Raw genomic sequence first — 12,618 nt, forward strand, 5'->3', positions numbered from 1 at the left:
GCTGGTTCAGCGTAGGGACCAGGGGCGACCCTTGGCGACCATTTCCAGCAGGGCGCTCTGGCCCGAGCGCATTGCTTCGGCGAGGTTGCGCTCGGTCAAGTCGATGATGCGCGCATGCACGAGCTGGCGGCCCGGCACGGACAATCGCATCAGGCGGATTTCGCAGGCGATCGGGTGGCTGTCGCGGTGGCAGCAGTTGGCGCGGAAAACGACGATCTTGCCTTGCAGGGTATCCTGGATCTTTTCTTCCAGCAATTGCGGCGAGGCGCGGCCATCGCCCTGATGCTGGGGAAACAGCGGCTCCATGCCGCCTTGCAACAGCTCGGCCAGCGGCATGCCGAACAGGTCTTCGGCCAGGTGGTTGGCGTCGATCAGCAGCTTGTTGTCGATATCGAACAGCAGCACGGCGTCGGGCGAACCGGCCAGGATCGAGTGGTAATTGACTTCCAGCGTTTGCGGATGCACGGGGCGCGGCGGCGTGGCGGGAGTGGCGAAGGGACGGGCGGCGGGTGCCTCGGCCTTGTGCAGCGCCAGTTCCATGAGGATTTTTTCCGCCACGTCGCGCGCATTGAAGGGCATCTTGATGTAGTCGGAAGCGCCGGCACCCACGCTGCGCCCCTGCTCCTCGGCGCTGGGGGTGGCCGACATCAGCAGCAGCGGCACGCTGTGGCGGCCGCCCGCATTGCGCAGGCGCATGCAGGTGGCGCCGATATTCGTGCCCGCCAGGGCCGCGTCGAGCAGGATCAGGTCCGTGCCGCCGGCTGCCAGTTCCACGCCTTCGTCGATATCGCCCGCCAGTCCCGTGCCCAGGTTATGCCGGTCCAGCACATACAGCAGTTCGCGCACATCGTTCGGCGAGTTGCTGACCAGTAGCACATTGGCCCGGTCGGTGATGGAAGATATCAACTGATTCATGGTGTCGCGCCCTTACGCGTTTCATGGGCCTAGTATTACATCAAGGCAAGAAGGAGTAAACGATAATTCTTGATGATCAAAAGCAATCCGTTCAAGCCGCATTTTGCGCTGCCGGTGCCGCTTCCACGTCGGCGCGCGCCTGTTCGATGCGCGGATAGTTATCCTCTATCCAGTCGACCAGCACGGCCAGGCGTTCGGCCGCCTCGCGTCCCAGCGGCGTGAGGCTGTATTCCACCTTGGGCGGGATCACCAGATACGCCTGGCGCAGCACGAAACCGTCGCCCGCCAGCGCTTCCAGGGTTTGCGCCAGCATTTTTTCGCTGACGCCGCCCACTTCGCGGCGCAGCTCGCTGAAGCGCCGCGTACCGCTCAGCAGCACTACCAGCACCAGCACGGCCCAGCGGCTGGTGAGATGGCTGAGCACGGCGCGCGACGGGCAGGCCGCCGCCAGCAGGTGCGCGCCCTGGTTCTGGCGGGCGAGGGCGGCGCGCAGGCTGGCGCCGGGAGTGTCTGTGGGCATGATAGTTGGCCTGAAAAAAATTTAATTTACACTTACCAAAAGGTACGTACTTACAATAAGTAAGTAATAGCCCTATTATAGGGTTTTACCACCCACGTACCAAGGAGAAATCATGATCGTCATTACCGGCGCCACAGGCAACCTGGGCCAGCACGTCATCGCCAGCCTGCTGAAATCCGTCCCCGCATCCAGCATCATCGCCGCCGTGCGCAATCCGGCCAAGGCCGCCGGTCTGGCCGCCCAGGGCGTGCAAGTGCGCCAGGCCGATTACAACGACGGCGCCAGCCTCGACGCGGCATTCAAGGGTGCAACGAAAATCTTGCTGATTTCGTCCAGCGAAGTGGGCCGGCGCGCGCAGCAGCACCAGAACGTCATCGATGCGGCCAAGCGCGCCGGCGTGGCCCTGCTGGCCTATACCAGCGTCTTGCGCGCCGACACGTCGCCGCTGGGCCTGGCCGCCGAGCACGTCGTCACGGAAGCGGCCATCCGCGCCTCCGGCCTGCCGTACACTTTCCTGCGCAACGGCTGGTATCTGGAAAACCATACGGAACACCTGGCGCCCGTGCTCGAGCATGGCGTCGTGCTGGGCGCGGCGCAAGACGGGCGTTTCTCGTCGGCCGCGCGCGCGGACTACGCGGCGGCCGCCGCTGCCGTGCTGACGGCGGCACAGCCGCAAGCCATCTATGAACTGGCTGGCGACCACGGCTTTACCCTGGCCGAGTACGCTGCCGAAGTGGCGCGCCAGTCGGGCAAGGTGATCGTCTATAAAGATTTGCCGCAGGCGGACTTCAAGGCGGCGCTGGTGAGCGTGGGCGTGCCGGAAGGCTTTGCCGAACTGCTGGCCGATTCCGATGCGGGCGCGGCCAAGGGCGGCCTGGAAGACAATGGCAGGCAATTGAGCGCGCTGATTGGCCGTCCGACGACGACCCTGCCTGACGCCGTGAAGGCGGCGCTGGCCAGATAAGGGGAGGGTGCCGCAGGTTGGGGAAACCGCGCGGCATTCTGAAATGAAAAAAGCCGCAAACTCGTGAAAGTTTGCGGCTTTTTTGCGAATTAGGTAATGGTGCCCACGAAGGGACTCGAACCCCTACACCGAAGGCACATGGACCTGAACCATGCGCGTCTACCAATTCCGCCACGTGGGCACTGATGCTGCTGCTACTTGTTGCTGTATCTCACTACTGTACTGCTTTACTGCGGACTACAACGAAAACGACTCGTTGCTGGTGGTGCCCACGAAGGGACTCGAACCCCTACACCCGAAGGCACATGGACCTGAACCATGCGCGTCTACCAATTCCGCCACGTGGGCATTGTGCTGCTTTTGCTGCTCGTTGCTACTATCTGCTACTTTACTGCGGATCACAACAATGAACAACTTGTTGCTGGTGGTGCCCACGAAGGGACTCGAACCCCTACACCCGAAGGCACATGGACCTGAACCATGCGCGTCTACCAATTCCGCCACGTGGGCATTGTTACTGCTTGCTGCTTGTCGCTGCGTGTTCTGCAGCGAGGACAAAATCATAAGGGCTGGCGCGCATTCGGTCAATCAACATTTTGCACTTTTCTTCAAGAAACATGTTTTTTGCCTGAAAACGGCTGTTCCCTATGAGAAAAGGCTAAATCTGCCTCTTTTTTCAGCGCTTTTTCGCCTGTTTCTGTCCTTGGGCTTGCCGCGTGGCCCGGTCGCCGCTGTGCGGCCAGTCAAGTTATGTTGGCGGGAGGGGAGGGATGTCTGGCGCGGAAATGAAAAAAGCCGCAAACTCGTGAAAGTTTGCGGCTCTTTTGCGAATTAGGTAATGGTGCCCACGAAGGGACTCGAACCCCTACACCCGAAGGCACATGGACCTGAACCATGCGCGTCTACCAATTCCGCCACGTGGGCACTGATGCTGCTGTGACTTATTACTTTTACTGCTCGAGTACTTGTTGCAAAATAACTTTACAGCAATTCTGCTATTATAGCGGCTTGAAGAGTTTTGCGCCAGATGAGCTTTCGCTCCATACTGCACATCAACCCTGTACCGCTTTCCTGCAACTGCATCCCCGTGAAGGTTTGTCGCTGCAAGAGACCGAGATTATAGAGCAATATTTGCCGAAGTCAAATGCATTGCGCAGCTTTTCTCCTTTTTTTCATCGGCGGGCGTCTTGTACTGTTTCCGACACGCTGTCCGTTAGGCAAACCAAGGCGTCCTCCGGTACACTACCGGACATCACCGTGTCAATATTGACGGTGATGTCATCGGTCTTTGTCTTCCGTTTGATCACTGTCAATAACAACTATAGAAATACTTTTGAGCCAAAATAACCACACCATCCCCAGCCGGGAGGACATTCTCGGCATATTCCGCAGCGTCAACGCGCCTCTCGATCCGCAGTCTCTCGGGAAAACGCTGCAAGTGCATGCCGATTCCATGGATGTCCTGGTCCGTCGCCTGAAGGCGATGGAGCGCGACGGCCAGCTCAAGTCTGATGCCAGCGGTGTTTTCAGCCTGGCCGACCAGAGCGCGCTCGTCGCCGGCCGCGTCACCAGCCACCGCGACGGCTTCGGCTTCGTCATTCCCGATGACGCCAGCGCCGACCTGTTCCTGCCCGAGAAAGAAATGCAGAAAGTACTGCATGGCGACAAGGTCATGGCCCGCATCGTCGGCACGGACCGCCGCGGCCGCCCGGAAGGCACGATCGTGGAAGTCACGCAGCGCGCCAATACCCACGTCATCGGCCGTTTGATCCAGGAAAACGGCACCTGGGTCGTGGCGCCGGAAGACCAGCGCATCGGCCAGGACATCCTCGTCACCGGTTCGCTGGGCAAGGCGAAGGCCGGCCAGATCGTCAGCGTCGAGCTGACCGAGCAGCCGATGCGCTTCAAGCAGCCGGTCGGCAAGATCGTCGAAGTGCTCGGTGCCCTGGATGACCCCGGCATGGAAATCGAGATTGCTGTACGTAAATTCAACGTGCCGCACATCTTTTCTCCCGCCGCCCTCAAGCAAGCTGAAAAACTGCCGTTCGAAGTGCGCGCCGCCGACCTGAAAGACCGTGTCGACCTGCGCGACGTGCCATTGGTAACCATCGATGGCGAGGATGCGCGCGATTTCGACGATGCCGTGTATTGCGAACCCGTCAAGGTTGGCCGCGCCAACTGCTTCCGCCTGATCGTCGCGATTGCCGACGTCAGCCATTACGTGAAGCCGAACGACGCGCTCGATATCGATGCGCTCGAGCGCAGCACCTCCGTCTACTTCCCGCGCCGCGTGATTCCGATGCTGCCGGAAAAGCTGTCGAACGGCTTGTGCTCGCTGAACCCGGCCGTCGACCGCCTGACCCTCGTCTGCGACGCCGTCGTCAGCGACAAGGGCGAACTGAAGGCCTACCAGTTCTACCCGGCCGTGATCCACTCTGCCGCGCGCCTCACGTATGACGAAGTCGCTGCCGTGCTGGGCAACACCAAGGGACCCGAAGCGGCACGCCGCGCGGACATCCTGCCGCACCTGCAAAACCTGGAAGCCGTCTACCGCGCCTTGCTGAAAGCGCGCACGGAGCGGGGCGCCATCGATTTCGAGACGACGGAAACGTATATCGTCTGCAATAGCGCCGGCAAGATCGAAAAGATCATCCCCCGCACGCGCAACGAAGCGCACAAGATCATCGAAGAGTGCATGCTGGCGGCCAACGTCTGCGCGGCCGATTTGTTGCTGCGCAACAAGCATCCTGGCACTTACCGCATCCACGCCAGCCCGACCAAGGAAAAGCTCACGCAAGTGCGCACCTTCCTCAAGCAGGTCGGCCTGAACCTGACGGGCGGTGACACGCCGTCGGCATCCGATTACCAGACCCTGATGCAGCAGATCAAGCAGCGTCCCGACGCGGCCCTGCTGCAGACGATGCTGCTGCGCTCGATGCAGCAAGCCGTCTACAGCCCGGACAATATCGGCCACTTCGGTCTGGCCTACGAGGCGTATGCCCACTTCACCAGCCCGATCCGCCGCTATCCTGACTTGCTGACGCACCGCGCCATCAAGGCCATTCTGCAAGGCAAGAAATACGAGCCGAAGCTGTCCGATAAAGTCGTGCTGAACACGAATGTGTCGAACGCCACGCGCAAGCAGCAGGCGAAGGACAAGGCCGACGGCAAGCCGAAGAAGACCGATTTGACCATCTGGGACGCGCTGGGCGTGCACTGCTCGGCCAACGAGCGCCGCGCCGACGAAGCGTCGCGCGACGTGGAAGCCTGGCTGAAGTGCTACTTCATGCAAGATAAATTGGGCGAAGAGTTCACCGGCACCATCACCGGCGTAACCACCTTCGGCGTGTTCGTGCAACTGGACACCCTGTTTGTCGAAGGCCTGGTGCACGTCACCGAGCTCGGTACCGATTACTTCCAGTACGACGATGCGCGCCATGAATTGCGCGGCGAACGCACGGGCAAGCGTTATCAATTGACCGACCGTCTGACGGTGCAAGTGGCACGTGTCGACCTGGAAACGCGCAAGATCGACCTGCGCCTGGTCACGGATGCGGAACTGGCGGGCGAAGATGCGCCGGCCAAGCCGAACGGCGGCGGCAAGCGCAAGGGCGAAAAGAAATCCATGGTCAAGCCCGGTCCCGCGACCGAGCAGCGCCACGAGATCAAGGCCAGCGTCAGCAACGGCGGCAAATCCGGCAATGGTTCCGGCGGCCGTGCCAATGGCGCCAAGCCTGCCGCCAAGGCGCAAGCCAAGGCAGCGCCGAAGGCGGCAGCAGCGCCCAAGGCAGCCGAGCCGAAGCGCAGCAAGAAACCAGCCGCGGCACCTGCCGCGGTGGCACCACGAGCAGCAAAAACTGTATCTGCATCAAAAACAAGCAAGAAGAAACGATAAATAATGAAGAATAAAATGATTTTCGGCTTCCACGCCGTCACCTCGCGTCTGCGTCATGAAGCGTCGTCCGTGGAAGAAATTTTCGTCGATGCCAGCCGCGTCGACGGCCGCATGAAGGACATGATCGCCGCCGCCAAGGCGGCCAACGTGCGCGTCATGCCCGTCGATTCGTCGCGTCTCGATAAGATCGTCGGCACGCGCCGTCATCAGGGCGTGATCGCGTTTGCTTCGCAATTGTCGCTGGCGCGCAACCTCGACGAGCTGCTGGACGCCATCGACGGCCCGCCGCTGCTGTTGATTCTCGACGGCATCACCGACCCGCACAACCTGGGCGCCTGCCTGCGCGTGGCCGACGGCGTCGGCGCACATGCCGTCATAGTGCCGAAGGACCGCGCCGTGGGCCTGAACGCCACGGCTGCCAAGGTCGCCAGCGGCGCCGCCGAAACCGTGCCTTACATCACCGTGACGAATCTGGCGCGCACCATGCGCGAACTGAAGGAGCGCGGCATCTGGCTGATCGGCACCTCGGACGACGGCGAAAAAGGCTTGTACGAAGCCGATTTCACGGGCCCGACGGCGCTCGTCATGGGTTCCGAAGGCGAAGGCATGCGCCGTTTGACGCGCGACACCTGCGACATCCTCGTCAGCATCCCGATGTTCGGCTCCGTCGAGAGCCTGAACGTGTCCGTGGCATCGGGCGTGTGTCTCTACGAAGCCCGCCGCCAGCGCATCGCGCTGGAGCCGAAATAAGCGGACAAGTCCTCAGCGTGCCGTTTGCTTGATCTATTTTTACCCCAAAAGCAAATCCTGGGGTCGTACCCTCAGGGTACGACCCCGGCACTTTCGCCTTTGGGTTGAGCGTACTTGATAAGCCGCCGCCCTTGAGGCGGCGGTTGTTTATCTGCCTCTCCGGCAGCACGCCGCCGAATACGCTACCATTTGCGTTCCACCTTATCCATTTTCATTATGTTCCACCACCTGCGCGAAGATATCAACAGCATCATTGAACGTGACCCCGCCGCCCGCAATGGCTGGGAGGTGCTGACCTGTTATCCCGGCCTGCACGCCATCGTCATGCACGGCTGGGCGCACTGGTGCTGGACGCGGCGCATGAAGTGGGTGGGGCGCTTCATCTCCTACCTTGCCCGCATCATCACGGGCATCGAAATCCACCCTGGCGCCGTCATCGGCCGCCGCGTCTTCATCGACCACGGCTTCGGCGTGGTGATCGGCGAGACGGCCGTCGTCGGCGACGATTGCACCATCTACCAGGGGGTCACCCTGGGCGGCACCTCGCTGCACAGCGGCGCCAAGCGCCATCCGACCTTGGAGCGGGGCGTCATCGTCGGTGCCGGCGCGCAGGTGCTGGGCAGTTTTACCGTGGGCGAGTACGCCAAGGTGGGCTCGAACGCCGTGCTATTGAAACCCGTGCCGTCGGGCGCGACGGCCGTCGGCAACCCCGCGCACATCGTGCAAAAGGATGTCAGCGCCTTGCGCGAAGGCAGCACGGCGCACCTGTTTGCCGCGTATGGCGTCACGCCCAACGGCGACGATCCCCTGTCGAAAGCCCTGCAGGGCCTGATCACGCATGCTGTGGCGCAGGAGCAGCGCATCGAGACCATCCTCGCCACCCTGAAGGCGGCGGGCATATGCTGCCAGGGCGTGCCTGAATGTGATAAATTTGATTCTGAGCAAATGAACAAGCTGGTTGATTAAGGATACAGGATGAACACTGATGTGACGGCAGGCGAAAAAGGCAATGACAATCCGAATCTGCTCGACCCGTTCGAGATCCGCGTGCTGGCCGTGCTGGCCGAAAAGGAAGCGCTGACGCCGGACAGCTATCCGCTGTCGCTCAACGCGCTGACGAACGGCTGCAATCAATTGTCCAGCCGCGACCCCGTCATGGCCCTGTCCGAGGAAACCGTCTACGACGTGCTGCAGCGTTTGATGCAGCGCAAATTCGTCAACGGCATCACGCAGGCGGGCGCCCGGGTCGCCAAGTACGAACACCGCATGCGCATCAAATGGTCGCTGGAACAGGACAAGCTGGCCATCCTGACGATCCTGATGCTGCGCGGCTTGCAGACGGCGGGCGAAATCCGCAGCCGCAGCGGCCGCGTGCATGAATTCAAGTCCGTGGCGGAAGTGGAATCCGGCCTGCAGTTTCTGATCGACAAATACCCGCCGCTGGTGGCGAAGCTGGCCGTCGCCCCCGGCGCCAAGGAGCCGCGCTACGGCCATTTGCTGGGCGGCGAGGCAGCGCTGGCGCAGAGCGAGACGGCGGCCGGTTTCGCCGGCGCCGTCAGCGCGCCGCAGCAGGGCAGCCGTGTCGCCCAGCTGGAACAGGAAGTGCTGCAATTGCGCAGCGATTTCGATGGCCTGGCGGCGCAGTTCGAGGCGTTCCGCAAGCAGTTCGAATAATTTTCCGGCCACGCGCCTATTGGGCCTGCGCGTCGAAATAGGCGGTCCAGGTGAGGCTGGACGCGGCAAGCCCCTGCGCCTTGCCAAATTGCGCCATGGCCCTGCGGGGTTTTGCCAGTCCCGCCAGGGCCACCCCCAGGTTGTAATGGGTATGGCTGTCCGTCGAGCCCAGCTTGAGCGCCGTTTCCAGTACGTTGACGGCGTCCCGATACTTGCCCTGGTCGCACAGCACGGCGCCCAGGCAAGTGATCAGGGCGGTGTCTTGCCGGGCCCCTTGCCAGGCGCTGCGCAACACGGCTTCCGCTGCCGCCATGTGCGCATCCCATTGCCCGGCATCGCCTTCGGCCAGCGTTATATGAGCCTTGCTCGCGGCGATGGCGTCCATTGCCGCCTTAGTCAGGCCAGGCGGCGGAATTGCTTCCGGTTTCATAATCGACGCTGGCGGTAAACTCCCAGTCATCGGTGTCGCGCCCGGTCTTCTCGGACCAAGCCTCGGGAGCGACGCTCAACAGTTCTTCCAGCCACTCGTCCGTTTGATCGGGCATCAGCGTGGGGTTGGCCAGCACGCTGTCATACGTGGCCTTGCCCGAGCCGACGACGAAACAGCGCGCATGCAGGAAACCGTCATCCGACTTTCCTGAATTGCCGGCATGGTCCGCAAACACCTTGCCATCGAGCTGGTACAGTGCTTGAGCCAGGCACTCTTCGAAGCCCTTGATGTCCTTGACTGGCAACTCGGCGAGTGCTGCGATCAATGGTTCCACCGCAGCATCGGCGTCGCCGTCTTCCAGGGCTGCACGGTCGATTTGTTCTATCAGCTGCCAAAATTTTTCTTCGTTCATTGTTATTCCCTGGTAAATAGTCAATCGATACGGAAAGAGGTCAGGCATGCAATACCGGTGGCGCGAGTCGTCCCGTCTGTGCATCTTGAGCTTGTTTAGAATATCATCTTGCTCGAATGCCAAGCGCGCGGTTTCCCTAAGTAACTATTTTGCGTTCAACACCCCAAACAATTCGAATAAGCGGCTTTTACGCATGAGTTTTTCCTTCCTGTGCCGCTCCTGCGGCGAGACCCACACGGGCATGCCCGGCTTCGGCGCCGACGCACCGTGGCTGTACGAGCAGATGGCGCCCGCCGAACGGACGGCGCGCTGCCAGATGGACAGCGACGCCTGCATCGTCGACGAAGAATATTGCTTCGTGCGCGCCACCATCGACGTCCCCGTGCATGGCTCCGACGAGCCATTCAGCTGGGGCGTGTGGGTGTCATTGAGCGGCGACAGTTTCGACGCCTGGGACGCGTGCTTCCATGAAGCCAGGCGTTCGCACGTCGGCCCCTTCTTCGGCTGGCTCAGCACGCGCCTGCCTGCCTATCCCGACACCTTGAACCTGAAAACCCGCGTGCACCTGCGCGACGACGGCCTGCGCCCGGCGATCGAGCTGGAGCCGACTGACCATCCGCTGGCGGTGGAGCAGCGCGACGGCATCACCGCCGAGCGGGTGGCCGGGCTGTATGCGCAGCTGCTGCATGGCAGCTGACCGCCCGCCAGGTGCCGCTGCCGAGCTCACCGACTGCGCCAGGGGCTCGTCGCGACGGCAGAAGCCGCCATGCATGCGAATGTGACAATGTGTGACTTTTTTTGCATGGCATTTCGTTATGCTCTCGTGCCGCCATCCCATACGGTGAATCATCCGCCACGCTGACGACCAGCCTGGCGGTACAGACATGCATGCAACTACAGGCGGAGAGCGATATGCTAGTGTTAAAGGGTATCTTGTTGTTGTTTATCATCTTTTTTGGCATTCCCAATCAGATCATCGACTACAAGCACCGCAAGAAAAAAGCCTATGAGCCAGGAGATGCGTGGGCTTATTATTCCAGGCTGAGCAAGGAGGGCAGCGCCGAGGGCAAGTTCATGATGTGGTCAACCTACTGCGGCATTGCCTTCATCGTAGTCGTTCTGGCGTATCTCGCCTTGGGTCTGTTTGGGACCCACCGGTGACCGCCTGCGGCCGGCAAGGCCCGGCCGCCCCGTGGTTCGACCAGCACGGCCCCGCCTGCCGTGGCGTTGCCTGCACGCGCATCGGGCATTTACCGCTTCCATACCCCCCTACGGCAAGCAGGTCATCCGCAAGAAGTACAACTCCGCTGCCCAGCTCATCATGCCGGGCATGACGGCGGCCGTTGCGCCGGAAGAAAAGAAGGAGTGCAAGCGGGCCGCGTACGTGCCGGCGAGCACGGAGCTGCGGGCCAGTCTGCCTTGCAGTATGGATAGTAGGTTCTTCCGACGGCATGCAAGCCGCCCTCGGCAACGAATGGGATGCCATATGATGATGCGAAATGTCTTGACCTTGCTGCTGGCGGCAGGGGTGATTGACGTGCATGCGCAGGGCGACAGCGGCGCGGTGACGGCCCGCAAGGCGCGCGTTGAGAGCGGCTTGCTGCAGCCCGTTGCCGTGCGCGGGGCGCCTGTCCATGCCATGCGGCTGGCCGAGCGGATGCATTCCCTGAACGTGCCGGGCGTGAGCCTCGCCGTCATCAATGCCGGCGCGGTGGAATGGAGCGGTTCCTACGGCGTTGCCGACGCGCGGACGGGCCGCCCCGTCACCTCCGGCACGCTGTTTCAGGTAGCCTCGATCGGCAAGCCGGTGGCCGCCCTGATGGCGGTGCGGCTCGCGGCCGAGGGAAAGATCGATCTTGATGAAGACGTCAACCGGCGGCTGCGCCAGTGGCAGGTGCCCGGCGCGCAGCCGGCCGTGACGGCCCGGGCGCTGCTCAGCCATACCGCTGGCATGCAACATTCGGCTTGCCAGGCTACGGCAGCGATGCACCGCAGCCGACGCTGCTGCAGGTATTGGCCGGCTCGCGCCCGGCGACGAATCCGCCCGTCACGGTAGATGCCCGCGTGGGCGGCCGCTACGCGTATTCCGGCCTTGGTTATGTTGTGCTTGAGCAATATCTGAATGACGCGACTGGCCGGCCGTTCGGCGTCCTGGCCGGTGAAACGGTATTTGCCCCGCTCGGCATGCGCGATACGCTCTATGCGCAGTCGCTGCCGCCAGCGCTCGCCACGCGCGCCGCATCTGGCCATGCGGCGGACGGCAGCGTTGTAGCGGGAAACTGGCGCGCCTATCCGGAACTGGCCGCAGCGGGGCTATGGAGCACGGCCCATGACCTGGCGCTGTTTGCGCTCGCCGTCCAGCGCGCTGCATCGGGACAGGATGGGCAGCTGATCACGCCGCAGCAGGCAAGGGCGATGCTGACGCCCGTGCGCGGCAGTTATGGCCTCGGTTTCGAACTCGATCATGCGGCAGCTGAACCGGCATTCCATCACAGCGGCTCGAATGCCGGCTACAAGGCGCTGCTGTTTGCGTATGAGCGTACGGGGCAGGGCGCGGTCATTCTCGCCAATGGGGATAACGGCTGGATGCTGATAGAAGAAATCGCGCGCAGCATTGCTGCCGAGTATGGATGGGAAGACTATCGCCCGAGGGAACGCGTCGCCGCCCAGCCGAATGCCGCCTTATTCGCCCGGTTTGCCGGTGATTTTGGCGTGACCAACACGACGCTGCGCGTCAGCCACGAGAATGGCCGTCTGTATATCGCCGGGCCGCCGGTCGGTCCGGTACCAGTGGAATTGATCCCGGCAGGGGACTACGATTACTTCATGCGTGAAAAGGATGCTACATTGCATTTCGATAAGAATGGCGACGGCAGGATCCAGACCCTTATCTTTGTCGATGGCCGGCCGCGCCAGGGTACGCGGCTTGCCGAGGCAGTGCCGCGCGTCGATTAGCGGATCCAGGGCCAGGGCGGCCGTGCGGCAGGCGCCGCGAAATTGCCGCAACGCTATGTTGCTGCGGCCGCTCCCTGTCGGTACGGCCCCGTTTCCGGTATCA

At 62.1% G+C, this 12,618-nt stretch carries 14 protein-coding genes and 4 tRNA genes; 10 read left to right on the forward strand and 8 right to left on the reverse strand.

Translation table 11 applies throughout. From position 1 onward, the window contains the following. Positions 1 to 6 precede the first annotated feature (6 nt). Positions 7 to 915, reverse strand: a complete 909-nt coding sequence (locus tag ACQVLG_RS18395; RefSeq protein WP_474290537.1) for an ATP-binding response regulator — start codon at positions 913 to 915, stop codon at positions 7 to 9. 91 nt (positions 916 to 1,006) lie between these two features. After that, positions 1,007 to 1,435 carry a winged helix-turn-helix transcriptional regulator gene (locus ACQVLG_RS18400; RefSeq protein ID WP_474290538.1) on the reverse strand — a complete coding sequence of 143 codons (429 nt, stop codon included), beginning with the start codon at positions 1,433 to 1,435 and terminating at the stop codon, positions 1,007 to 1,009. Positions 1,436 to 1,547: 112 nt separating this feature from the next. Between ACQVLG_RS18400 and ACQVLG_RS18405 the strand changes: the two genes are divergently transcribed. Further along, positions 1,548 to 2,399: an SDR family oxidoreductase gene (locus ACQVLG_RS18405; RefSeq protein ID WP_474290539.1), complete on the forward strand. Its 852-nt coding sequence runs from the start codon at positions 1,548 to 1,550 to the stop codon at positions 2,397 to 2,399. 97 nt (positions 2,400 to 2,496) lie between these two features. On the opposite strand, the gene ACQVLG_RS18410 is transcribed toward ACQVLG_RS18405, so the two are convergent. The 4 genes from ACQVLG_RS18410 to ACQVLG_RS18425 form a co-directional block, all read right to left on the reverse strand. Further along, positions 2,497 to 2,580: transfer RNA gene (locus ACQVLG_RS18410), tRNA-Leu, on the reverse strand. A gap of 82 nt (positions 2,581 to 2,662) precedes the next feature. Continuing rightward, positions 2,663 to 2,747 (reverse strand) — tRNA-Leu (locus tag ACQVLG_RS18415). Positions 2,748 to 2,824: 77 nt separating this feature from the next. Continuing rightward, positions 2,825 to 2,909: transfer RNA gene (locus tag ACQVLG_RS18420), tRNA-Leu, on the reverse strand. 329 nt (positions 2,910 to 3,238) lie between these two features. Next, positions 3,239 to 3,323: transfer RNA gene (locus ACQVLG_RS18425), tRNA-Leu, on the reverse strand. Here ACQVLG_RS18425 and ACQVLG_RS18430 point away from each other — a divergent pair. From ACQVLG_RS18430 to ACQVLG_RS18450, 5 genes are all read left to right on the forward strand, one after another. Further along, positions 3,294 to 3,746: a hypothetical protein gene (locus ACQVLG_RS18430; protein ID WP_474290540.1), complete on the forward strand. Its 453-nt coding sequence runs from the start codon at positions 3,294 to 3,296 to the stop codon at positions 3,744 to 3,746. The genes ACQVLG_RS18425 and ACQVLG_RS18430 overlap by 30 nt on opposite strands. Beyond that, the gene (gene rnr, locus ACQVLG_RS18435) at positions 3,733 to 6,294 is read left to right on the forward strand and encodes a ribonuclease R (RefSeq protein ID WP_474290541.1); all 2,562 of its coding nucleotides are present in this window, start codon (positions 3,733 to 3,735) and stop codon (positions 6,292 to 6,294) included. The genes ACQVLG_RS18430 and rnr overlap by 14 nt, the downstream gene beginning before the upstream one ends. 3 nt (positions 6,295 to 6,297) lie before the next feature. Then, positions 6,298 to 7,044, forward strand: coding sequence for a 23S rRNA (guanosine(2251)-2'-O)-methyltransferase RlmB (rlmB, locus tag ACQVLG_RS18440; RefSeq protein ID WP_474290542.1), 747 nt, complete (start codon positions 6,298 to 6,300; stop codon positions 7,042 to 7,044). Between the two features lie 216 nt (positions 7,045 to 7,260). Further along, the gene (gene cysE / locus ACQVLG_RS18445; protein ID WP_099380115.1) at positions 7,261 to 8,010 is read left to right on the forward strand and encodes a serine O-acetyltransferase; all 750 of its coding nucleotides are present in this window, start codon (positions 7,261 to 7,263) and stop codon (positions 8,008 to 8,010) included. A gap of 9 nt (positions 8,011 to 8,019) precedes the next feature. Then, positions 8,020 to 8,718 (forward strand): YceH family protein, encoded by a 699-nt coding sequence (locus ACQVLG_RS18450; RefSeq protein WP_474290543.1) that lies wholly within the window; start codon positions 8,020 to 8,022, stop codon positions 8,716 to 8,718. Positions 8,719 to 8,734: 16 nt separating this feature from the next. Here ACQVLG_RS18450 and ACQVLG_RS18455 read toward each other — a convergent pair whose 3' ends face one another. Together ACQVLG_RS18455 and ACQVLG_RS18460 are read right to left on the reverse strand one after the other, a co-directional pair. Next, positions 8,735 to 9,103, reverse strand: a complete 369-nt coding sequence (locus ACQVLG_RS18455) for a tetratricopeptide repeat protein (RefSeq protein ID WP_474290544.1) — start codon at positions 9,101 to 9,103, stop codon at positions 8,735 to 8,737. Between the two features lie 7 nt (positions 9,104 to 9,110). Then, entirely contained in the window at positions 9,111 to 9,560 is a 450-nt protein-coding gene (locus tag ACQVLG_RS18460) for a DUF4240 domain-containing protein (protein ID WP_230540975.1), read from the reverse strand. 193 nt (positions 9,561 to 9,753) lie between these two features. Between ACQVLG_RS18460 and ACQVLG_RS18465 the strand changes: the two genes are divergently transcribed. The 4 genes from ACQVLG_RS18465 (at position 9,754) to ACQVLG_RS18480 (ending at position 12,515) form a co-directional block, all read left to right on the forward strand. After that, complete coding sequence (locus ACQVLG_RS18465) at positions 9,754 to 10,257, forward strand: DUF2199 domain-containing protein (RefSeq protein WP_230540974.1); 504 nt, start codon at positions 9,754 to 9,756, stop codon at positions 10,255 to 10,257. Positions 10,258 to 10,472: 215 nt separating this feature from the next. Continuing rightward, entirely contained in the window at positions 10,473 to 10,721 is a 249-nt protein-coding gene (locus ACQVLG_RS18470; RefSeq protein ID WP_474290545.1) for a hypothetical protein, read from the forward strand. A gap of 343 nt (positions 10,722 to 11,064) precedes the next feature. After that, entirely contained in the window at positions 11,065 to 11,616 is a 552-nt protein-coding gene (locus ACQVLG_RS18475) for a serine hydrolase domain-containing protein (RefSeq protein ID WP_474290546.1), read from the forward strand. Further along, a complete protein-coding gene (locus tag ACQVLG_RS18480) occupies positions 11,574 to 12,515 on the forward strand; it encodes a serine hydrolase domain-containing protein (protein WP_474295710.1) in 942 nt (313 codons plus the stop codon). Before ACQVLG_RS18475 ends, ACQVLG_RS18480 begins: the two co-directional genes overlap by 43 nt. The last annotated feature ends 103 nt before the right edge of the window (positions 12,516 to 12,618 follow it).

Source organism: Janthinobacterium sp. TPC_1, assembly GCF_056037845.1.

Excerpts from the sequence above, each read along its gene's own strand:
- ACQVLG_RS18395 (WP_474290537.1), bottom strand. The coding sequence starts at position 915 with ATGAATCAGTTGATATCTTCCATCACCGACCGGGCCAATGTGCTACTG.
- ACQVLG_RS18400 (WP_474290538.1), bottom strand. The coding sequence starts at position 1,435 with ATGCCCACAGACACTCCCGGCGCCAGCCTGCGCGCCGCCCTCGCCCGC.
- ACQVLG_RS18405 (WP_474290539.1), top strand. The coding sequence starts at position 1,548 with ATGATCGTCATTACCGGCGCCACAGGCAACCTGGGCCAGCACGTCATC.
- ACQVLG_RS18430 (WP_474290540.1), top strand. The coding sequence starts at position 3,294 with ATGCGCGTCTACCAATTCCGCCACGTGGGCACTGATGCTGCTGTGACT.
- rlmB (WP_474290542.1), top strand. The coding sequence starts at position 6,298 with ATGAAGAATAAAATGATTTTCGGCTTCCACGCCGTCACCTCGCGTCTG.
- cysE (WP_099380115.1), top strand. The coding sequence starts at position 7,261 with ATGTTCCACCACCTGCGCGAAGATATCAACAGCATCATTGAACGTGAC.
- ACQVLG_RS18450 (WP_474290543.1), top strand. The coding sequence starts at position 8,020 with ATGAACACTGATGTGACGGCAGGCGAAAAAGGCAATGACAATCCGAAT.
- ACQVLG_RS18455 (WP_474290544.1), bottom strand. The coding sequence starts at position 9,103 with ATGGACGCCATCGCCGCGAGCAAGGCTCATATAACGCTGGCCGAAGGC.
- ACQVLG_RS18460 (WP_230540975.1), bottom strand. The coding sequence starts at position 9,560 with ATGAACGAAGAAAAATTTTGGCAGCTGATAGAACAAATCGACCGTGCA.
- ACQVLG_RS18465 (WP_230540974.1), top strand. The coding sequence starts at position 9,754 with ATGAGTTTTTCCTTCCTGTGCCGCTCCTGCGGCGAGACCCACACGGGC.
- ACQVLG_RS18470 (WP_474290545.1), top strand. The coding sequence starts at position 10,473 with ATGCTAGTGTTAAAGGGTATCTTGTTGTTGTTTATCATCTTTTTTGGC.